Consider the following 20,254-nt stretch of genomic DNA (forward strand, 5'->3'; position numbering starts at 1 on the left):
GCGCGCATGTCTGTTTTTTTCAGGACCCGCGGGTGGTTCCGGTGATCGCCGCTGAACGTACGTGCTATCTTGAATGTGTCCTGGCCGTGCCCGCCACGACCGGACACCCGGCAACGGCTGCGCTCCGCCTTCGGCCATCTGATCCGACGGCGCACCCTGGGGGGCTGAATATGTGGCGAATACTCTTGCCCGCATGCCTGTTTGCGTCGATCTCGATGACGTCGAGCGTCTGCTTCGGCGAGATCGTGCATCCGTTTGCCGCGCCGCCGCCCGCGTCCGCGCGTGCCGAGTCCGTCCAACCGGGCCGCGTCGCGCTCGTGATCGGCAACGGCGCCTATCGCGACCGTGCGCTTGCCAATCCCGTCCGTGACGCCGATGCGATGGCCGATGCGCTGCGGGCGCTCGGCTTCGACGTCATCACGCTGCGCGATGCTACCCGGCAGCAAATGGTCGATGGGCTGGCGGCGTTCGAGCGCCGCGTGCCGGCCGGCGGCACCGGGCTGGTGTATTTTGCGGGCCACGGCGCCAGCGCCGGCGGAACGACATGGCTCGCACCCGTCGATGCCGACGTCGGCTCTCCGGCCGGCCTGTCGCGAACGGGAATCGACCTGCAAACCGTGTTCGATGCGACATCGCGGCGGCACGGCGGCGGGATTGATCTGATCATTATGGATTCCTGCCTGAGTGCGCTCCCCGGCGCCGGCAACGTGGCGGCCCGCCTGCTGCCGCCGCATACGCTCGTCGCCTACGCAACGGCGCCCGGTAAAGACGCGGCCGACGGTGCAATGCATGGTGTCTACACGGCGGCGCTGCTGCAATCGCTCGCGTTGCCGGGGCTCGGCATCGCACAGGTCTTCGAGCGTGCCGGTGCGATGGTCGAAAGCGCCACCGGGCATCGGCAGATACCTTGGGTTGCGTCGTCCCTTTCCGATGCGGCAACGACCCATGCGTTCACCGGGCCCCGTCGCGCGGGCGCCGTCGCCGGGCATTCCGGCACCGGCATCGGAAAAGGCTTCGACGTGTCGGCCGACCTCAGCGTCGTCACGCTCGACAGCCGGGGCGTGATGCCGAAAGACAGCGCCGAGCAATACGAAATCACGTTCTGGGAGTCGATCAAGGACAGCAAGGAGGCAGGCGACTACGAGGCCTATCTGAAGACCTACCCGAACGGCCGCTTCGCGCAGCTGGCGCAGGCCCGTCTTGCGCGGCTTCGGGCCGCCGCGCCCAAGGCGCCCGCGGCGTCCGCGCCTGCACCGACGGCAAGCCCCGCGCCGGCCCCTACTCCCGTTCCGGCTCCGGCGCCAGCCTCGACGTCTGCACAGCCTGCGCACGCGCCTGCTTCGTCGACGAAAGCGTCACCGCCCGCTACAGCAGCGGCCCCATCGGCACCGCCGCAGAAAGCGACCGCCGCCAATGAAATCCGGGATTGCCCGACATGCCCCGTCATGCTGACGGTCAGCCCCGGGACGTTCGCGATGGGCAGCAATTCGGGCGATCCGTCGGAAAAACCGGCGCATCGCGTGACGCTCGATCATGCTTTCGCGCTCGCGAAGGACGTGGTGACCGTCGCGCAGTGGAATGCGTGCCGCGATGCGGGCGCCTGTCCGCGCCTGTCCGGCGACAGCAACACCGCACCGAACGCGCCTGCGCGCGACCTGAGCTGGGACGATGCGCAACAGTACGTGAAGTGGCTGTCGAAAATCAGCGGCAAGTCTTACCGGCTGCCGACCGAGGCCGAATGGGAATTCGCGGCCCGTGCCGGCACCACGACCCGCTACTGGTGGGGCAACGAGATGCGCCCGGGCAACGCGAACTGCAAGGATTGCGGTTCGCCGTGGCGGGCGGAGGCACCGAACAACGTCGGGTCGTTCGCGGCCAATCCGCTCGGCTTCCACGACATGGGGGGCGGCGTATGGGAATGGGTCAGCGATTGCTGGCACAACTCGTACAAGAACGCGCCTGCCGACGGCCGCTCGTGGGACGAGCCGAACTGCCAGGTCCGCGTGATCCGCGGCGGCTCGTGGCGGGACGGGGCAAGCTACATGCCGGTGTCGACACGCTTCAAGTACGACAGCAGCGTACGCTATTCGGCAAACGGGTTTCGCGTGGCCCGGGACATGAAGTAGATCGATCATGCTCGAACCCGAAATCGCGCCGGACGTATTTGGGCGCCATATTCAATGACGTGACGGTCATTGCTTGAAAGTGGCCGTGCCATTTAATCAAGCATGCATCAGAGTCAGGCCGGGGCAATTCGGTCATACCGTGGTTGGCGCTCGGCGCCGTCGTACTTGCAGCGGCCGTTGCTTTGTCTTCGCCGTCGTTGCTTTCGCGGTCGCCGCCGCGGCTTGCACTTATGCGACGACTCGCCCGTTCGCGCGCGACGTATTCTCGAAGTGCGCGACGGTCGGTGTCGGCGACTGGCTTACCCTGCGCCCCGTCGGCAAGACGGACGCGACGCTGCCGCTGCTCTCCATCGATGGCGAGAACGATGAAAGTATCGACGTGCGGTTTGACGGCGCCAGACTCGACGCGACCAGCATCGACGTTCTGCGCCGGGACCTGCGATTCGACCCGTCGACGCACAGCCCCCGCGCCGCCACAGCCCTCAACTCTTCCCGGAACCTGCCGTTAACGCACAATGGCGCTCCCGTGACATGTGTCATCCGACGTACTGATCAGGTCGATCCGGGATCGTCAAATGCGGCATCGTGGCCAGTGCGCCGCGTGCGCCGCCGAGACGCGCCAGTCCGCCGGTCGCCGGATCGATGTTCGCCTACGAGGCTTCACTGTCTTTGGTCTGAGAATGTATCCGAGTAGCTACGATATTCCCGTTGCGCGCCTCGTCGTGCGCCAGATACTGTCCTGCACGCGAACCACGCCGGTGCGCGAGGTCGCCCGCCGCATCTTCGCCGAGCGCTGCAGTTCGATCGTCGTGATGGAAGAAGGCCAGGCCGTCGGCATCTGGACCGAGCAGGACGCACTGGCGGCCGGGGACAGCCCCGAGGCGCTCGACCAGCCGGTCGGCGACGTGATGAGCAGCCCGGTGCTGACGCTGGAGGCCAGTACGCCGCTCGGCGAAGCGGCGACGCAGTTCAAGCAGTCGGGCGTGCGCCACTTCGTGGTCGTCAGGGACGGCGCGGCGATCGGCGTGTTGACCCAGACCGACGTCGTCGTGAACCAGGGCGCCGAATTCTTCCTGCGCCTGAAGTCGATCGATTCGATTCCCGTCCACGAGCCCGTCACGGTTCCCGAGCATGTCGCGCTGCGCGACGTCGTGGCGCGGATGCGCGCGGAGAAGCTCGACGCCGTCCTCGTCGCGTACGACGACGGCGGGCACGGCATCCTGACCGAGCGCGACATCGTCCGGCTGATCGCGGGAGACGGCATGTTCGGCATCGTCGGCGCGCACGCCAGCCGGCCGCTGCAGATGTTGGCCGCGAAGCAGAGCCTGTATGCGGCCCAGCGCTACATGATGCAGCAGAACATCCGCCACGTCGGCATTCACGACGACCGCGGCGCCCTCACCGGCTTGCTCGGCTTCGCGGACGTGCTGCAGAGCATCGAGCACGAATACGTGAACGAGCTTCGCAACGCATTGCGCGAGCGCGACGAAGCGCTCGGCCTCGCGCGCTTCAGCCTGCGCATGGCGGACCGGGTCTTCGAGTCGGCGCTCGAGGGCATCATGGTGACCGACCGGCACGCGAAGATCGAACGCGTGAACCAGGCGTTCACGCGCCTCACCGGCTACACGGAAGACGAAGTGATCGGCCGCGACCCGAGCATGCTGAGCTCAGGCCGGCAGACGCCGGAGTTCTACCGGAATCTCTGGCAGGCGCTCACGACCGACGGCCACTGGCAAGGCGAAATCTGGAACCGGCGCAAAAGCGGCGAGTTGTTCCTCGAATACCTGACGATCACCAGCATCCGCGACATCGACGGCAAGATCTCGCATTACGCCGCGATCTTCTCCGATATCACCCAGCGCCGCCAGGCCGAGGAACGGCTCGCCTACCTCGCCACGCACGATGTCCTCACGGGCCTCGCGAACCGCACGCTGTTCGAGGAGCGGCTCGCGCACGCGATCGTCCAGGCGAAGCGGCGCCGCAGCAAGGTCGCGGTGATGTATCTCGATCTCGACCGCTTCAAGCTCGTCAACGACACCCTCGGCCACAACGCCGGCGACGAAGTGCTGAAGGTGGTGGCCGGCCGGATCGCGTCGGGCGTGCGCGCGAGCGACACGGTGGCGCGCATGGGCGGCGACGAATTCGCGCTGGTGCTCGAGGAAATCGACGACGTGCGCGACGTCGGGCGCATTGCGCGCCTGCTGCTGGATGAAGTGGGACACGCGATCGACATCGGCGACCGCGAGATCTTCGTGACGCCGAGCATCGGCATCAGCATCTATCCCGACGACGGCGCCGAGGCCGAGCAATTGATGCTGCTCGCGGATCAGGCGATGTACGGCGCGAAAAGCCGCGGCCGGAACGTGTTCCAGTTCTTCGAGAGCAAGATGACGTCGTCGGCGCTGGAGCAGCTCGAAACGCTCGGCGAACTGCATCGCGCGCTCGAACAGAACGAATTCCGACTCTTCTACCAACCGCAATACGATCTGGCGAGCGGCAGGATCGTCGGCGTCGAGGCGCTGCTGCGCTGGATGCACCCGCGCCGGGGGCTCGTCGCGCCGGGCGAATTCATCGCGCTCGCGGAACGCTCCGCGCTGATCGTGCCGATCGGCCGATGGGTGCTGCGCGAAGCGTGCCGGCAGGCGCGCAAGTGGCTCGACGACGGCTACGCGTTCGGCCGCATCGCGGTGAACGTGTCGGCCAGGCAATGTTTCGCCGACGGCTTCCTCTCGGATCTCACGTCGATCCTCAGCGAAACCGCCCTGCCGCCCGAGCACCTGCAGCTCGAATTGCTCGAAAGCATGGCCATGAACACGCGCGAGGAGATCGGCATCCTGCTCCGGGAACTGGCGACCCGGGGGATCAGCCTCGCGATCGACGATTTCGGCACCGGCTATTCGTCGCTGGTGTACCTGAAGGATCTACCGGTCGACACGCTGAAGATCGACCGGTCGTTTCTCGCCGATTGCGGCGCGGACGGCGCGGACGGCCCGATCGTGCGGGCGATCGTCGCGATGGGGCGCGCGCTCGGCCTCGACGTCATCATGGAAGGCGTCGAAACCGAGCAGCAGCTGGCGTTCGTGCAGGCGATCGGTTGCCACCAGGCGCAAGGGTTCCTGCTGGCACGGCCGCAGCCGCCCGAGCAACTGATCGGGTTTGCGCGCAGCCGCGGCGATGGCGAAGCGGCGGCCGGCGACGATTGCGGGGCGGAACTGCTGGCGGAGTGACGCACGGCGCTCGGCACTCGGCACTCAGCACTCAGCACTCAGCACTCAGCACCCTGAAACGATACTCGCCGCCCCGGTTCCCCATCCGAGCACCCTCCCTGAACCGACTTTTCGCGAGATGACAGCAATTTCAGGTAGGCGCCCCCGATCGTGCGAGGCGGCTCAGTTCATCCGGTCCGGCAGGATGTGGGCGCGGATCGAGCGGCCCTTCCACGAGATGTGGTCGATCCTCGCGCGAAGGTCGTAGAGGGCCACCGACGAGAGCGTGCCGAACCTGAGCAGCGTAATGGGGTCGCCAATGCCTGCCGGCACGCGTTCGATCGAATCGAACAGCGGGAATCCGTGCCGTTTCAGGAACGCGCCGATTTCGTCGTCACGCGCGCCTTCCTCGACGTTGATCAGCAAGAGTTCGGCCATGGTCGCTCCTTTGCGCTCATGCGAGCGTCGCCGCGGGCCGCTGCGCGGGCGGCGCGCCCAGCGCCGCGCGAATGCGTTGCAGCGCGTCCCACTGCCGCTCGCTCACCGTTTCGCTTTGCACGCGCGCATCGCCCAACAGCTTGTCCAGCAAGGTCAGCAGCCGCTTGCGGTCTTCCGGCCTGGCGAGCAGCGCCGGAAGCGTGGCGATGGCCTGTTGCGGCTCGTAGGTCGCGATGATCTCCTGCTCGCCATACACGCGCCGCCACTGATCGGGCGGCAGGTTCGGCAGATACTCGGCGTAGGTTTCGATGAGCTCGCGCTCCGTCGCAAGCTGCGCAAGCGGCAACGGCTCGCCGCTGCGCTCGAGCAGAAACGCCGCGCGCGCCACCGCTTCGGTATAGCCGCCCTGCCCGATCGACGCGAGCGCATCCTTCACGAACGGCAGCTCGCGGGGATCCGCGGCCGCGTGCGACGCGGGTTGGCGTTCGCGATGCTGGTCCGCGGCATGCAGCATGAACGGATGGGTGTACAGCGTGAAGAACAGCGACTCGACGCTCGCATCGCGCAGGGCCCGGAAACAATCGAGCGACGCGCTGACGATGTCCGAGCCGCGGCGTTCGAGTTCGCGCCACGGCCCGATATCGTCCGCGTGCTGGCGGTTGGCCTTGATCGTGGCGGCGGCCGGCTTCAGCCATTGAAGCCACGGGTTCAAGTCCGAAAACGCCCAGCGCTGGAAGCGCAGCGGATGAAAATCGCGCAGCAGGCGCGCGGTGGTCTCGTTCGACGCCTGCTGCACGTACGGCTGCATGAACAGCTCATACGCGCGCTGCGTGAATTCGGACAGCTCGGCGACGGCTTCGAAGGCGGCTTCGTCCTTGCGCCCGAAGCGGTTGAAATGCTTCGCGATCTCTTCTAGACGATGCTCGGCGAACGTGACCTCGTAGGTGAGCTTCCCGTCGGCGCCCTTCGCCTCCTGGAGCGACATCGCATAAAGGCCGGGCGGAAGCGTTTCGATCGCATCCAGCACGTTGACGATCTGCGCGTGCTCCTTTTTCGCGACCTTGCCCGACACGAAGATGCCGAGATGGCCCACGTCCTCTTCCACCAAACCGATGATCACCTGCCCGCGCGACTTGATCTCCTCGGTGCTGCCGTAGATGTCCGCCACCCAGTTGAACGCCTGCTGCGGCGGCGTGATGTTGTCGCCCATCGACGCGAACAGGATGATCGGCGAGCGGATCTTGCGCAGGTCGAACGCCTCGCCCGCGCCGTCGCGCACTTCGCCGGACCAGAGCTTGTTGCCGACGAACAGGTTGCGCGTGATCCATTCGATCTCCTCGCGGTTCATCAGGTAGTAGCCGCCCCACCAGCGCTCGAATTCGAGGAACCGCGGCGGCTCGGTGTCGATGTTGTCGTACACGTGGTAATACTTGTCCCACAGCGTATTCGCCGGGTTCAGGTACTCGAAGTTCTGCACGAGATGCGCGCCGTCGAACTTGCCGTGGCCGAGGTCCGACGCGAACGACGCGAGCCAGGTGCCGCCCAGTATCCCGCCGGCATAGCGCATCGGATTGTCGCTCGGGCCTTCGCTCCATGCGCCGCTCCAGTACGACATCGGCGCCCCGTTGATGACGATCGGGCCCGTGTCGTCCGCCGACGAGCTGGCGAGCATCATCGCGGCCCAGCCGCCCTGGCAGTTGCCGACGATCGCCGGCTTCTCGCTGTCCGGATGCAGCGCGCGCACTTTCCGGACGAATTCCTGCTCCGCCGCGCACACGTCGAGCAAGGTCTGGCCGGGTTCGGGATCCTGGAAAAACACGACGAAGTACACGGGATGCCCGGCGCGCAACGCGACGCCGACTTGCGAATCGTCCTTGAAGCCGCCGATGCCGGGCCCGTGCCCCGCGCGCGGATCGATGATCAGGTAAGGCCGCTTGCGATCGTCGACGATCACGCCGTTAGGCGGCTGGATGTGAACGAGCGCGTAATTGACGGGCCGCGCGAAATGCCTGCCGTCGAGCACGACGTCGTAATCGAAATGCAGCGCGGGCTTCAGCCCCTGTGCCACGCGCTCGACGTATTGCGTGCCGCGCTCGCGCATCGTGTCCCAGAACAGCAGCGAGCGCTGCACGGCGTCGACCGCATAGTGCCATGCGCTCAAGGGCGACAAAGGCGTGGCGAACGGCGCGGCGCGGCCGTCGTGGCCGTCGAGCGCTTCGCTCAACCGTTTCCCGTACTGTTCCAGCGCGTTCCCGGTGCGCTTTTGCAGGACGTGGGCAATTTCCGTGGCGATCTCATGACTGCGCGCCAGTTGCGTGGCAGCATCCATCACTCTCTTCTCCAAAGGGGGCAAGGTCGATCTCGACGCATGCCGGGGCCGGCCGCCTCGTGTCAGCCCAGCACGTGCATCCCCGCGTCGATATAGTGAATTCCGCCGGTCATCGCGCGTGCCGCGTCGCCGGCGAGAAAGGTGCACAACGCGCCGACGTCGTCGATTTCGAGCGGCCGGCGCAATGGTGCGCGCCGCGCGGCGTCGTCGAGCAGGCGATCGAAGTTCGGAAGCCCGGATGCGGCCCGCGTCGGCAATGCGCCGGGCGAAATGGCGTTCACGCGAATGCCCGCCGGCCCGAGCTCGACCGCCAGGTATCGAACGGTGGCTTCCAACGCGGCCTTGACCGGCCCCATCACGCCATACTCGGCGATGACTTGATCCGCGCCGATATAGGTCATTGCCATCAGGCTTCCGCCGGACGTCATCAACGGCTCGGCACGCTTGGCCATCCGGATGAACGAGTGACACGACGTATCCATCGCGAGCGCGAACCCTTCCGGGGAGCTGTCGACGACGCGTCCGTGCAGGTCGGCTTTGGGTGCATAGGCAACGGCATGCAGCAGAAAGTCGAGGCCGCCCCACGTTTCTTCGATGGAGTCGAACACCGCGCGCATCTGGTCCGCGCGACCCACGTCGAGCGGCATCGCAATGGCCGGCTCGAGCTGCTTCAGCAGCGGCTCGACATGGGGCAGCGCCCGGTCGGACTGCCACGTCACGGCCAATTCGGCGCCCGCCGCGCGAAATGCGCGCGCGCAGCCCCACGCGATGCTGTTTTCATTGGCGATGCCGACGACGAGCCCCCTTCGACCCTGAAGCGGCCGCGCGTCGAGGCACGGCATCCCTGAATCGCGCGCATCGTTGTTCGTCATCGCGAAACCTCCGGTCGAATTCTTTCACGCGGCGAACCCGTGAAAAGGCCGATGTGTCCAGTCCGCGCATGCGATGCGCGGTTGCGACTCATTCTAGGGTTTACGCGATGACGTCAGGAGGATCGAACGCGGCATGTTTGATTTATGGCAAATCTTCTCGGAGTCGAACTGCCGTACCGGCAGTTGCCATGTACCCGCTGCTCGCGAGGTCGAGTGCCGGGTGCCGGGTGCCGGGTGCCGGGTGCGTCACGCTGCCGCACCCTTGTAGGAAATGCCCTACAACGCTTCCTCGACACCTACCGCAACTTCAAGCACGGCTGATTTCACCGGCGTGCGCCGACGTCCATACTGCTTGGCGAGAATACCGAACAACTGCGTGCCCGCCGGCCCCGGACCGCTCTCCCCGTCTCATGACGGTCGCGTAAACGGATCGTTCCGCCCGGCACGGGCAGCCTGTTCGACAAGACGGCCCATGCCTCGACAGGGCATGAAGACCCGTCGACAGCGCCGCGCATCGGCGCGGCTCACCGACACCCCATCGAATTGGAGCAGACCATGTTGAGCGAGGCCCAACGCCCGGCAGCGATGCCGCGGCACGCTGTTTCCCCCCTGCACCCGGTCGCGCGCGAGGACCAGCCGAAGCGCACCGCGTCGCGTTGCTCGTCGTGCTCGATGCGCGCCGTGTGCATGCCGAGCAACCTGAGCACCGAGGATTTCGCGCGTCTCGACGCGATGATCTGCACGACGCGCCATGTGCGGCGCGGCGAGGCCCTTTACCGCTCGGGCGACACGTTCCACAGCATCTACGCGGTGCGCACCGGTTCGTTCAAGACCGTCATGGTGCACCGTGACGGCAACGAGCAGGTGACGGGCTTCCAGATCGTCGGCGAGGCGCTCGGCCTCGACGGCCTGCATGGCGGCCATCACAACGGCGATGCGATCGCGCTCGAGGACAGCACGGTCTGCATCATCCCGTTCGGCCAGCTCGAACAGCTCTGCCGCGAGGTGCGGCCGATGCAGCAGCACGTGTATCAGATGATGGGCGGCGAGATCGTCCGCGAATCGGCGTTGATGCTGCTGCTCGGCACGATGACGGCCGAACAGCGCGTCGCGGCGTTCCTGCTGAACCTGTCCGCGCGCTTCAAGGCGCGAGGCTACTCGTCCGCCGAGTTCGTGCTGCGGATGACGCGCGATGAAATCGGCGAGTATCTCGGGATGAAGCTCGAAACCGTCAGCCGGATGCTGTCGAAGTTCCAGCGCAGCGGGATGGTCGCGGCGCGCGGCAAGCAGATCCGCATCGTCGATGCGGACGGCCTGGCGCGCATCTGACATCCGACGGCCGCGCAGGCGAAACGCCGAAGGCGGCCGGCTGCCGTATTGCATGCGGCGTGCCGGCGCCTTCATCTGCGTGACTAGGCTGCTGCCGCGGCAGCGTGCGCATCGTCGCCGCGCACGAGCAGCACGGGGCAGCGCGAGCTGCGCAGGAAGCGCTCCGCGACGCTGCCGACCATCAGGCGCCGGATGCCGCGCCGGCCGTGCGTGCCGACCACCGCCAGGTCGATCGCCTGCTCGTCGACATAGCGCTGCAGGCGTTCGGCGATGTCCTCGCCGATGCTTTCCGTTTCGATCAGCTCGGTATCGCCGTTCACCGCCGCGCGCGCAATGGTGCGCTCGGCGTCGCGCAGCACGGCCACGCCGTCGCGCCGGATCTCCTCGATCAGCGTATGCGGATCGACGCGCCCGGCATAGGTGAACAGCACCGACTTGTCGGCGACGTACACCGCCACCAGGCGGGCGCCGCTGGCCTTCGCCACTTTCAGGCCTTCGTCGAGCGCCAGTTTCGACGATGCGCTGCCGTCTACCGCAACCATGATCTTCGTGTACATGTCTTGAGCCTCGCTGGGTGGATTGCCGCGCATTCTCGTTGCGCGCGGCTTCATCACCATCATCGGCGCCTGGCGGGACGACACGTTGATGCCGCTCAAGAATGGCGATGCGCACGCGCGCGACAAAGCGCCACGGCCGGGGCATGCGCGCGCCGCATCGCTTGCACGCTCCCCGCCCGGGCCGTGACGAACCCGCTATCATCGATTCCTTTTATGCGTCGGCCGGCGCGCACGCGCGGGCCGCCAACGATCGACGGAGACGACATGACGACCCTATTCGAACGCGTGGACGGCGCCGCGCAGCATCTGCTCGCCGCCCGTCATGCCGGCGTGGCCGGCCCGCTCCTGCCGGAGGCGTACCGGCCCGACGATATCGAGACGGCGCTGGCGATCCAGCGCCGCGTCGTCGAGCTGTCCGGCGAGACGATCGGCGGCTGGAAATGCTCGGTGCCGCCACCCGGGCGCATCGTCGTCGCGCCGATCTTCGCGTCGGCGATCCATCCGGCGGGCGGCCTGTTCCGGGTCGTCGCCGATACGCTGACCGTGCGGATCGAGCCGGAAATCGCGTTCGTGCTCGATCGCGACCTGCCGCCGCGCGAACGGCCCTACGACGAGGACGAGGTGCGCGCGGCGATCCGCGAAGTCCGCGTCGTGCTCGAAGTGCTCGGCTGCCGCTATGCGGACCCGTCGAAGGCGAGCGTGCCGGAGCTGCTGGCGGACGCGCAGTTCAACCAGGGGCTGTGTGTCGGGCCGGTTGTGCCCGACGGCCTGAACGTGCCGCTCGACACCATCGCGCTCGAGTTCGGCGGCGGCCTGAACCGCACGATCGACGGCCGTCATTCGGACGGGCATCCGCTCAAGCCGCTGCTGTGGCTCGTGAATTTCCTCGCCGCGCGCGGCGATGCCGTCCGCGCGGGCCAGATCGTGACCACCGGTTCGTACGCCGGCGCGATCGAGGTGCCGCTCGGCCAGGCGCTGACGGTGCGATTCGGCGAACTCGGCAGCCTCACGGTGGAACTGGTCGCCTGAATCGCCGACGCCGCGCTATGCGTCGAGCTCGGCGTAGTGCCGGAAGATCCCTTCCTCGTTGAACGGAATGCGCCGCTCGGACGCGAGGTAGCGCGCGACCGGCGGATGCTGCGCCACCCGGTCGTGCAACGCGGTCAGCCTCGGATGCTTCGGTTCGATGCGGGCCATCGCGTTCGGGAACGCGTAGCGCAGCCCTTCGATCACTTGGAAGATCGACAGGTCCGCATAGGTCAGCGTGTCGCCCGCCATGCAGCCGCTCTTGTGCGGATTGTGCGCGAGCACCTTGCCGAAGTAGCCGAGGAACTTCGGCACGCGGTGCTTCAGGAAATCCCGTGCCCGCGCCTCGGCCTCCGGCATCTGATCCTCGTAGTACAGACTGCTCGCGATCGGATGATGGGTGTCGTGCACTTCGTTGACGAAATCGGCCACCGTCAGCTGCAGCTGATGGACCCACAGGCGCCCAGCTTCGTCGCTCGGCGCCAGCCCGTGGCGGCTGCCGAGGAACAGCAGGATGTTGGCGGTCTGGCCGATCAGCTGGTCGCCGGCCTTGAGGAACGGCGGCGCGAACGGCAGGCAGGTCTCGGACGCGCTGTCCAGCAGCCGCGTCATCGCCGGCATGCCCATGCCGCGCCCGGAGCGGCGCGCGACGTCCACGTAGTCGGCTTCGGCCGCTTCGAGCGCCAGCCGCACGAATTCGCCGCGGCCCTGGATGCCGGGCCAGTAGTAGAGCTCGTAACGCATGCTGCCCTCCCCGTTGCACGATGACCACCCTGATGGATCCGGCCGCGGGCCTTGCGTCTGCCGGCCCGGCGGCGTTGCGTGTTGCCGACGGCGACTGACAGTCTAGGCGGAACCGGAATGGCCGTCATCCGGCGTTGCCTGCGATCCGGGAAGCATCGGCCGTGCCCGACATCGGGCCCCACCGGCTAAAAAGTGCGCGCTTAAGCCTCGGTTAATTCACGCGTCCTACGCTGGAAGTGTCGTACCGCGACGCGGCCGTTTCGGCCCCGCGCGTCACGCGCCGGCCGAGACGGCCGCCGCGACGGTACGCACGACGTCACGGCGCAAGCGGCGAAGCCGGCGCCCTCTCCGAACGCTTATCCCCGCCGGTCCGACCCCGCTCGATGCCGTGATTCGACCCGGCGCGGCGCATGCCGTCGCGCCGGGCTTCCGAAGCCGTCGCAACTGCAGTTTCTCGCGACCAAGACAGAGGGAGGCAATCATGAAAACCTCGACCCCATTGACGCTGGGCATCGCCGCGCTGGTGCTCGGCATGGCAGCGCAGCCGGCGCCGGCCGCCGACGAAGCCCCGCTTCCCGCGCCCGATCACGCGGGCCAGGTCGCCTATCGGTCCGGCGGCATCGGCACCGACCAGTCAGCCGAAATGAAGCAGGACATGCGCCACTATTCGCTCACGCTCGAATTTGCGGCGCGCGCCGGCGGCGGCAGCAACGAGTACCTCGCGGACATCCCGGTGAGCGTCACCGACGCGCGCGGCCGCCAGGTGCTGTCGACGGTGACCGAAGGGCCGTTCCTGCTGGCCGCGCTGCCGGCCGGCCGCTATTCGGTGACGGCTACCTACAACGGCCGGACGCAGCGGCGCAGCGTACAGGTACACGCGTCGTCGCACGTTCACGAAGTGTTCCTGTGGAACATGTGACGGGCGGTATCGTATCGATAGCGGGCACGCTTGAAGGTCAGGCTTCGGGTGCGTGGCAGACCACTTCGATGTTGTGCCCGTCCGGACCGATGACGAACGCGGCGTAGTCGTTCGCGTGGTAGTGCGGGCGCAGCCCGGGCGCGCCATTGTCCCGGGCGCCCGCCGCCAGCGCCGCGCGATGGAATGCGTCGACCTGCCGGCGATTGTCGGCCATGAACGCGAGGTGAAGATGCGCCGGTTTCTCGTCGGTCTGGAACAGGCACAGGGAAGGCTTGCCCTTCGGGCAAAGCTCGACGCCGTACGCCGGCGGCCCCTCCGACGCCACCTCTACGCCGAGCGGCTCGAGTGCCGTGAGGAAGAACGCCTTGCTCGCCGCATAGTCGCTGACGCCGAATTTCACGTGGTCGAACATCGCTGCTCCTGAAGTGGGCGGCTGGTGCAAGGCCCGGCGTTTGCGGGGGCGTGCTTCTGCCGGCCGGCCAGCGGCTCGCCGTCCTCGTTGAATCCGTCGCTAGCCCGGCACGTCGACCGATTCGCGTGCCGCAGGCAACGCGTGCGACGCATCGCGAGCCGTGTCGCGTCGTACGAGCCACCGATGCAGCCATGCCGACAGCACGCCCGACGTGATGAACGCATCGGCGGTCGCGATCACGTCGATCCCGGCGAAACCGTCGGCGATGTCCAGCAGGCCGTTCCTCAGCAAGACATAGCCGACCATCGACGCCGTGCCGACGCCCATGCCGAGCAGCACGAACCACCTGCGGCGCACGCGCGCGCCGATGGCGGCCAGAATGCCGCCGGCGAACGCGGATGGCAGGAAATAGCCGAAGAAGAACGACCCGAAGAACACCAGCAGGATCATCTGGCCGCAGAGCTTCAGCGTGTCCCACGACGGCCCGTCGATCGCGGACCGCGCGACCAGCATGACGGCGGGCCAGATGAGCGCCGCGACGAGCGGCCCGCCGATGGCGAACGACATGCAGCCGAAGACGGCGCGGCTGGGCAGGCGCAGCGGCGTGCGCGGCGGATTGGGCGCGGCGGTTGTCATGTTTGTTGTCGGTGATCGGAATGGCGGCTCGCGCAAGTGTAGCGCGACGCGTTCGATTTCCGGGGCGCGCCATGCGACCCAGTGGTCGCGCGCGTGCCGGCGCAACTGGCGGGGAGCAAGCCGGCGGACGACGACGGCGCGGCAGACTGACGGCCGAAGCGCATCGCATGGTGCGGCGCAATACGGAATAAGCGGCGGCCGCGGAACGTTTCGTGTTCGCTCGGGCGCTCGCCCGTCGACAGGAGGTTGAGATGAAATCGACAACGCTGGTCGCAGCCGTGCTCGCGGCGCTGGCGCTCGTGCTGTCCGCGGGCTGCATGTCGCAGCCGGACAGCGGCGCGTCGAACCATGCGGTCGGCCGCTACGGTGGCGGCGGCTCGGGTGGCGGCGGTGGAGGCGGCGGCGGCGGTTACTGACCGCTTGCCACCCACCCGGCGTACCGCCGCGCGCGAGCGCCGGAAACCGGCCGCTTCGCGCGGCGCCGCCCCGCCGTTGCGCGTCAGCGCATCGCCTTCACGTCGGCCGGCGTCACGCTCGCCGGCTGCCCGCCCCACGTCGCGCGCAGGTAGTTCGACAGCTGCGCGAGTTCGTCGTCGCTCAGCGTCCCGGCGAAGCCCGGCATCGGCTGCAGGTTCTCGACGCCGGCGAACTTTTGCTCGTCGATGCCGTCGAGCATCGCGACCAGCAGGTTGCGCGGGTCGCCCTGGCGCAGCGTCGAGTTGCCGTGCATCGGCACCGCGACGTGCGGCTTGCCCTCGCCGTTCAGCCCGTGGCAGCCCGCGCACACCGCGACGTACACCGAGCGGCCGGCCGCGAGCTGCGCGGCGTCGGCCGACACCGGCTTGACCGGCTGCGGCGCCTGCGGCTTGTCGCCGAGCAGGTACGCGGACAGCCCGCGCAGGTCGTCCTTCGACAGGTACTGCGTGCTCAGGTGCACGACCGGATACATCTCGCCGAAGGCGGAGCCTTGCGGCGCGATGCCGACCGCGAAGAACGCCTGAAGATCCGTGCCCGTCCAGCCGCGCGCGGCGAGGCCCGCCGGCGTGATGTCGGGCGCTGCCACGCGGCCGAGCGCCGCGCCCGCGAACGGCTTCGCGCCGTCGAGCTGGCCCGTGACGCTGCGCGGCGTATGGCATTCCGCGCAGTGGCCGAGCGCGTTCGCGACATAGCGGCCGCGCCGCCAGTCGGCGGACTGGCCCGCCGATGCGTCGGGCAGGCTGTCCTTCAGGAACAACAGGTCCCACACGGCCATCCCGAACCGCAGGTTGTACGGGAATTTCAGTTCGTGCTCGCGGTTCGCGACGGCGACGGGCTTCACCGACATCAGGTACGCATACATCGCGTCGGCGTCGGCGCGCGTGAGCTGCCGGTACGACGTGTACGGCATCGACGGATACAGGCGCTTGCCCGGCGCCTTGCCGTCGTGCAGCGCCGCGTAGAAGTCGTCGGCGCTCCAGCTGCCGATCCCGTGGTCCTTGTCCGGCGTGATGTTCGAGCCGTAGAACGTGCCGTACGGCGAATCGAGCTTCGCGCCGCCGGCGAACGGCGCGCCGTCCTTGGCGGTGTGGCACGCGGCGCAGTCCGCGGCGCGCACCAGGTAGCGGCCGCGCGCGATCTGCTCGGGCGTCGGCGCGGCGCCGGCCACGGCAGGCGCATCGCGGCCGCCGCAGGCGGCCAGCAGCAGCGCGCAGGCGGCCGCAAGCGCGGGCACGCGCGCGAGGCGCGCGACTCGATGGGCGAATGTGCGTGTCATGCGGTGTCCTTCACGAGTCCCGGCGTGGTCATCACGACGTCCTTCACCGCTTCGTAGTAGCGGACGTAGCCCGTGCAGCGGCACAGGTGCGCGTCGAGCGCGTCGGTGATCGTGCGCTCGACGTCCGCCTTCGCGACCGGCTGGCGCTTCAGCCGCTCGATCAGCACGGTGGCCGCGTTCACGAAGCCCGGCGTGCAGTAGCCGCACTGGAAGCTGAAATGCTCGAGGAACTTCTGCTGGATCGGCGACAGCTCGACCACCTCGCCCGCGTCGTTGCGCTTCGCGTGGCCCTCGATCGTGCGGATCGCGCGGCCGTGGAAGAAGTGCGCGCCGGTGATGCAGCTGCGGACTTCCTCGCTGGTGCCGTCGGGCTTGTCGAGGATCACCACGCACGCGTGGCAGATGCCCTGCCCGCAGCCGAGCCGCGAGCCGGTGAGCCCCGCGTACTCGTGCAGGAACTCGATCATCATCAGCCCTTCGGGCACCTGCATGGGGCCGACGGACTTGCCGTTGATGGTCACCGACAGCGGCTTCGGCTGGAACCGGACGAGCGGACGCTCGACCGGCGCGGCCGGCTGGGCCGGCACGGTGGCGGCGGATGCGGGCGCGGGCGCGCTGGCGCCGGCGGCGGACGCGGCGGCCGGGGTAGCCGGCGTGACGACGCCGGCGGCGCTCGCGGCCGACGCGGCGGTTTGGGCGGTCGTCATGCGAGCACCTCCTGGATCTTTTGCGGGGTCACCGGCAAGTCGGTGAAACGATGGCCGATCGCGTGCGCGATGCCATTCACGATCGCGCCGACGACCGGGATCATCACCACTTCGGCGACGCCCTTCGGCGGATCGGTTTCGGACAGCGGCGGCAGCACGTCGCCCGTCTGCGTCCACACGGCCACGTCGGACGCGCGCGGCAGCGTGTAGCGGTTGAAGTTCCACGTGCCGTTGCCGGGGCCGTCCTCGTATAGCGGCAGGTATTCGTGCAGCGCATGGCCGATGCCCATCGCGAGGCCGCCCTGCAACTGGCCCGACACGAGCTGCGGCGAGATCTGGTTGCCGCACTCCATGATCGAGTGGTGCGTGAGCAGCTCGACCTTGCCGGTCGCTTCATGCACGGCCAGCTCGACGAGCGTGCCGACCGCCGTGTAGTACGTGACGGCCGCGTTGTTGCGGCTCGTCGGCGGGATGAACACGCGCTTGCGGTCGAGCACGCGATAGCCGTTCGCGGTCGGCGGCAGCGTGGCGCGGATCGCGGTCGCGCCGGCCGGCGCGGCGGTGCCCGGCACCGGCCCGTTCGCGTCGCCCGTGCGCGGCGCGCCGACGCGCAGCGACAGCCCGTCGATCGGCAAACGCTCGGTCGCGCCGCCGATCTCGAACTCGGCATCGGTCCACTGCCAGCGGTTGAACACGTGCACGACCGCGCCGGTCGGCAGGCCGAGCGCATGCGCCTGCTTCGCGAGCTGCTCGAACGTCAGCGGCTCGAGGCCGTCGGCGGTCAGCTTGCCGTCGACCCAGCGCGCGTCCTCGATGCGGACCGTGTATGGCGCGGCTTGCCCGCCGCCGAGGCCGCGCGACCAGATCGACATCGCGGCCGGCCACAGCCCGTAGCGGAACACCGCGCGCGCGGCTTCGCGCGTGCTGTGCGTGAAGTAGTACGCGGAGTTCGTCGCGCTCGACGGCGACGCATAGCTCGGCGACCAGCGCGGGTTCGCGCTGAGCCGGTCCTGGTCGGCCTGCGACATCAGGTACGGATCGCCGCTCGTCTCGACCGGCAGGTCCGGCCACTCCGTCAGCGCGACGCGCACGTCGGTCGCCGGGCGGCCGAGCCATTTCGCGACCGCGACGGCCTGCGACGTCGACATCCCGGTGCCGATCTCGGCCGCCGTGTGATGCAGCGTGACCTTGCCGGTCTCGTCGAATTCGACCTTCGCGAACGACGCTTCCGCGCCGGTGCCGAAATCCTTCTGCACGCACGCAAAGCCGACGCCGTAGCGCCGGCCCGGATGCGCGGCCTCGAACTCGGCCTTGCGCGCGGCGCGGCGCGTCCACAGCGGGTGCCGCCGCGCGCGTTCGAGCACTTCGTCGACGCGCAAGGCGCCTGCGGGAATCGCGCCCTGGGTGTTCTTCATCCCCGAGCGCAGCGCGTTCTTCAGGCGGAACTCGATCGGGTCGAGCTGAAGCTGCGCGGCGATCTCGTCGATCGCCATCTCGGTCGCCGCCATGCTCTGCAGCGTGCCGTAGCCGCGCGCGGAACCGGCGTCGATCGCGCGCGACGCGATCGCGACCGCGGCGAGATCGCTCTTCGGGAAGTAGTAGATCGATTGCGCGGCGGTCGCGCCGACCATCGCGACCGACGGCGAGAAGTTGCTGCGCCCGCCGCCGTTCGCCTCGAAGTCGCCCTTGAACGACTGCAGCAGGCCCGTGTTGCGGTCGACCGCGATCCGGTAGCGCATCCTGAACGCGTGGCGCTTCAGCGACGTCTGGAACTGCTCGTAGCGGTCGTTCGCGAAGCGCACCGGGCGGCCGTCCGCGTACAGCGCGCAGACGAGCCCGTAGAACGGCACGTTGAAGTGGTCCTTCGACCCGTAGCCGACCGTGTAGCACGGATGCACGAACAGCTTCTTCACCGGGAAGCGGCATTTCGCGACCATCGCGGCGGCGTTCTCGGCGACTTCGAGCGGCGACTGGGTCGGCACGACGAGGTGCAGCGCCTGCGCTTCGGCGTCGTACCAGCAGTTCGCGTTGTCGGGCTCGAGCGCGGCGGTGTCGACCGACTGCGTGTTGTATTCGCGGTCGAACACGAGCCAGTCGGCGGCCGGATGGTCGAGCTCGTCGGCGATCCGCGCCGCATGGAACATCCCCTGCTCGTCGAGCTTGCCGTGCTCCTTGCCGTCCGGCCACACGGGCTGGCGCTTGCGCATCATGCTCGGGAAGATCGGCGCGTCCTTCAGGCTCGAATAGGCGTCGTCGTCGTAGGCCGTCTTGCCGCCCACCCGCACGTAGCGGAACGTGCCCCACGGGTCGCGCTCGAGCGGGCCCGTGACCGCGCCGTAGCGGATCACGTCGTCACGGAACTTGAGCAGGTTCTTCGCGAAGCGGAAGCGCGCGAAATCGTGGTAGATCAGGATCGCGACCGCATGGCCGAGATACGCGGGCGTCTTGCCGGCGGGCAGCAGCATGTCGTCGCCGTAGAACGCCGGGAACGCGACGCCGTCGCGCGCGAGATCGTCGGCGGTGACGATGCGGTCGGGCTTCAGGTCGTCGCCGAGCAGCGACAGGTCGAAGCCTTCGTAGACGCGGTCGGCCTGCGCGACGCGCAGGATCAGCGCATGCGACTGCTGTTGCGGCCAGTGCGGCATGTCGGCCGCGCGCACGTCGCGGGCGAACACTTTCGCGCCCGTGACCTTCGCGATGCCGTCGATGCGGAATTGCGGGATGCCGGTGACGCTATCCCATTTGACGGGGGTGAGGAGTTTTTCTTCGAAGAGCGCCGCGAATGCGCGGCTGCCAATGGGCGCGACATAGACCGCGACGCCCGCCAGCACGCTGGCTTTCAGAAAACCCCGCCGTGACAGGCCGTGGTTTTTCATTGGGGGGGAACCTCCTGATGCGGCTCGTACGGCGATCGGGTGTCTGTCGCGGCGTTCGGAGCGGCGCGCATTCTGTCATCTTTCCGTGCATGTCGGCTATAGCATTTCTCGCATGTATTACTTATTGGAATGCTTATAACGGTGACGGACCGCTCCTTGCGGGCGATCCTGCCCGCCGCGCGTCGCATGCGCGAGACGCGCGCGCCGCGATGGCGGCCGCCTTGCGCGCGGGGCGGCTGCCGCGACATGGCCCACCCGACCGGCCGGCGATGTTTCGTGCTAATGTCATACGCATCCGGCCACCGGTTTCGCCCGCAACGATGC

The 20,254-nt window shown here is 68.2% G+C and carries 16 protein-coding genes and 1 pseudogene; 7 read left to right on the forward strand and 10 right to left on the reverse strand.

Annotated elements, in window-relative coordinates; genetic code table 11:
• Positions 1-215: 215 nt before the first annotated feature.
• From ABFO07_RS34780 to ABFO07_RS22235, 3 genes and pseudogenes are all read left to right on the forward strand, one after another.
• Positions 216-872: pseudogene (locus ABFO07_RS34780) on the forward strand (caspase family protein); the annotation flags it as partial.
• Positions 873-2,126: a formylglycine-generating enzyme family protein gene (locus tag ABFO07_RS34785; RefSeq protein WP_430733080.1), complete on the forward strand. Its 1,254-nt coding sequence runs from the start codon at positions 873-875 to the stop codon at positions 2,124-2,126.
• A 680-nt stretch (positions 2,127-2,806) separates the two neighbouring features.
• Positions 2,807-5,353, forward strand: a complete 2,547-nt coding sequence (locus tag ABFO07_RS22235; RefSeq protein WP_347469578.1) for an EAL domain-containing protein — start codon at positions 2,807-2,809, stop codon at positions 5,351-5,353.
• Positions 5,354-5,515: 162 nt separating this feature from the next.
• Here ABFO07_RS22235 and ABFO07_RS22240 read toward each other — a convergent pair whose 3' ends face one another.
• From ABFO07_RS22240 to fabI, 3 genes are all read right to left on the reverse strand, one after another.
• The gene (locus tag ABFO07_RS22240) at positions 5,516-5,770 is read right to left on the reverse strand and encodes a hypothetical protein (RefSeq protein ID WP_059559014.1); all 255 of its coding nucleotides are present in this window, start codon (positions 5,768-5,770) and stop codon (positions 5,516-5,518) included.
• Positions 5,771-5,786: 16 nt separating this feature from the next.
• Positions 5,787-8,099 (reverse strand): DUF3141 domain-containing protein, encoded by a 2,313-nt coding sequence (locus ABFO07_RS22245; RefSeq protein ID WP_347469579.1) that lies wholly within the window; start codon positions 8,097-8,099, stop codon positions 5,787-5,789.
• A 62-nt stretch (positions 8,100-8,161) separates the two neighbouring features.
• A complete protein-coding gene (gene fabI / locus ABFO07_RS22250) occupies positions 8,162-8,941 on the reverse strand; it encodes an enoyl-ACP reductase FabI (RefSeq protein WP_059805247.1) in 780 nt (259 codons plus the stop codon).
• Between the two features lie 615 nt (positions 8,942-9,556).
• On the opposite strand from fabI, the gene fnr reads away from it, so the two are divergent.
• A complete protein-coding gene (gene fnr, locus ABFO07_RS22255; protein WP_124483942.1) occupies positions 9,557-10,300 on the forward strand; it encodes a fumarate/nitrate reduction transcriptional regulator Fnr in 744 nt (247 codons plus the stop codon).
• A gap of 83 nt (positions 10,301-10,383) precedes the next feature.
• Here fnr and ABFO07_RS22260 read toward each other — a convergent pair whose 3' ends face one another.
• A complete protein-coding gene (locus ABFO07_RS22260; RefSeq protein WP_059881134.1) occupies positions 10,384-10,857 on the reverse strand; it encodes a universal stress protein in 474 nt (157 codons plus the stop codon).
• 264 nt (positions 10,858-11,121) lie between these two features.
• Here ABFO07_RS22260 and ABFO07_RS22265 point away from each other — a divergent pair, with 264 nt between their 5' ends.
• Entirely contained in the window at positions 11,122-11,886 is a 765-nt protein-coding gene (locus ABFO07_RS22265; protein ID WP_059805245.1) for a 2-keto-4-pentenoate hydratase, read from the forward strand.
• Between the two features lie 15 nt (positions 11,887-11,901).
• On the opposite strand, the gene ABFO07_RS22270 is transcribed toward ABFO07_RS22265, so the two are convergent.
• Positions 11,902-12,627, reverse strand: a complete 726-nt coding sequence (locus ABFO07_RS22270) for a glutathione S-transferase family protein (protein ID WP_059558994.1) — start codon at positions 12,625-12,627, stop codon at positions 11,902-11,904.
• A 481-nt stretch (positions 12,628-13,108) separates the two neighbouring features.
• Here ABFO07_RS22270 and ABFO07_RS22275 point away from each other — a divergent pair, with 481 nt between their 5' ends.
• Positions 13,109-13,546 (forward strand): carboxypeptidase-like regulatory domain-containing protein, encoded by a 438-nt coding sequence (locus ABFO07_RS22275; protein WP_063894141.1) that lies wholly within the window; start codon positions 13,109-13,111, stop codon positions 13,544-13,546.
• Between the two features lie 37 nt (positions 13,547-13,583).
• Here ABFO07_RS22275 and ABFO07_RS22280 read toward each other — a convergent pair whose 3' ends face one another.
• Both ABFO07_RS22280 and ABFO07_RS22285 read right to left on the reverse strand, forming a co-directional pair.
• On the reverse strand, positions 13,584-13,958 hold the full coding sequence (locus ABFO07_RS22280; RefSeq protein ID WP_347469580.1) for a VOC family protein: 375 nt from the start codon (positions 13,956-13,958) through the stop codon (positions 13,584-13,586).
• Between the two features lie 99 nt (positions 13,959-14,057).
• On the reverse strand, positions 14,058-14,594 hold the full coding sequence (locus tag ABFO07_RS22285) for a hypothetical protein (protein ID WP_347469581.1): 537 nt from the start codon (positions 14,592-14,594) through the stop codon (positions 14,058-14,060).
• A gap of 251 nt (positions 14,595-14,845) precedes the next feature.
• Between ABFO07_RS22285 and ABFO07_RS22290 the strand changes: the two genes are divergently transcribed.
• A complete protein-coding gene (locus tag ABFO07_RS22290; protein WP_170304053.1) occupies positions 14,846-15,010 on the forward strand; it encodes a hypothetical protein in 165 nt (54 codons plus the stop codon).
• Between the two features lie 83 nt (positions 15,011-15,093).
• On the opposite strand, the gene ABFO07_RS22295 is transcribed toward ABFO07_RS22290, so the two are convergent.
• Genes ABFO07_RS22295 through ABFO07_RS22305 form a run of 3 tightly spaced genes read right to left on the reverse strand, consistent with a single transcriptional unit; the run spans position 15,094 to position 19,930 of the window.
• Positions 15,094-16,347 (reverse strand): cytochrome c, encoded by a 1,254-nt coding sequence (locus ABFO07_RS22295; protein ID WP_347469582.1) that lies wholly within the window; start codon positions 16,345-16,347, stop codon positions 15,094-15,096.
• Positions 16,344-17,054 carry a (2Fe-2S)-binding protein gene (locus ABFO07_RS22300; RefSeq protein WP_347469583.1) on the reverse strand — a complete coding sequence of 237 codons (711 nt, stop codon included), beginning with the start codon at positions 17,052-17,054 and terminating at the stop codon, positions 16,344-16,346. The genes ABFO07_RS22295 and ABFO07_RS22300 overlap by 4 nt, the downstream gene beginning before the upstream one ends.
• Complete coding sequence (locus tag ABFO07_RS22305; RefSeq protein ID WP_347469584.1) at positions 17,051-19,930, reverse strand: xanthine dehydrogenase family protein molybdopterin-binding subunit; 2,880 nt, start codon at positions 19,928-19,930, stop codon at positions 17,051-17,053. The genes ABFO07_RS22300 and ABFO07_RS22305 overlap by 4 nt, the downstream gene beginning before the upstream one ends.
• Between the last annotated feature and the right edge of the window lie 324 nt (positions 19,931-20,254).

The organism is Burkholderia stagnalis (assembly GCF_039848545.1).
In the GTDB taxonomy this organism is placed as follows: Bacteria; Pseudomonadota; Gammaproteobacteria; order Burkholderiales; family Burkholderiaceae; genus Burkholderia; species Burkholderia stagnalis.